Below are 836 nucleotides of genomic sequence, written 5' to 3' on the forward strand. Positions count from 1 at the left end.
GGTGAAGCCGCTTACCATGAAGTGGTGGCAAGAAGTGAAGGCCGACCTGGCCCGCGAGGGCGCGCTCTATGCATTTGATTGGGATTCCCCTCGACATGCTGCCGCATGTGTTCGACCGGTTCACCCGGGCCCGGCGGGAAGGGTTACGCGGCGAGCACACCACCGGGCTCGGCCTGGCCATCTGCAAGACCGTCGTGGAATGGCACCACGGCACGCTCACGGTGGAGAGTGCCGAGGGGCAGGGGAGTGCCTTTACCGTCGAGTTGCCCCTTTCAGCGGTCGGCAAGCGCGCGGCCAAAAGAAAAGTGGCCGGGAGTTAACGTCCTGGCGTGTCGCCCCCCAACAAGACCAAGAACAAGTTGGCTGCCGGACGGGCCCATTCTGTTAAAACGGTCCGAAAAGTAAAAGGAGCGAAAAGGTCATCAACTTGGCACTGGGTGCCGCAGCGGTACTGCTGCTCACTACGGCTTCGTGCCAGAAGGTCATCGACCTCGACCTGCAAGAGGCCGCGCCTGATGATTGAGGACAACCTGGCCGACAACGGGCAACCCTGCACGGTGCTGCTTTCGCGCAGCACGAACTATACTGATACTAACACCTTTCCGGCCGTGAGCCGCGCTACCGTTACCCTCAGCGACGACGCCGGCGGCCTGGAGACCCTGACCGAAACCATCCCCGGCCAGTACCACGGCGCCACGCTCACGGGCCGGCAGGGCCGGCGCTATACGCTGCGGGTGGAAGTGGAAGGCCAAGTGTACGTGGCCGCTGCCACGTTGCCGGTGGCCGTGCCGCTCACCGGGCTACGGGCGGAGAAGTCCAGCTTTGGGGGTGACAAG

The 836-nt window shown here is 63.8% G+C and carries 2 protein-coding genes; both read left to right on the forward strand.

Features of this window, described 5'->3' with window-relative positions:
• Positions 1-68: 68 nt before the first annotated feature.
• Positions 69-320: an ATP-binding protein gene (locus ACP7AJ_RS21440; protein ID WP_426062282.1), complete on the forward strand. Its 252-nt coding sequence runs from the start codon at positions 69-71 to the stop codon at positions 318-320.
• A 117-nt stretch (positions 321-437) separates the two neighbouring features.
• A partial coding sequence (locus tag ACP7AJ_RS21445; RefSeq protein WP_426062283.1) for a DUF4249 family protein occupies positions 438-836 on the forward strand: 399 nt, incomplete at its 3' end.

The sequence above is a fragment of the Hymenobacter sp. B1770 genome (genome assembly GCF_049896385.1).
GTDB lineage: Bacteria > Bacteroidota > Bacteroidia > Cytophagales > Hymenobacteraceae > Hymenobacter.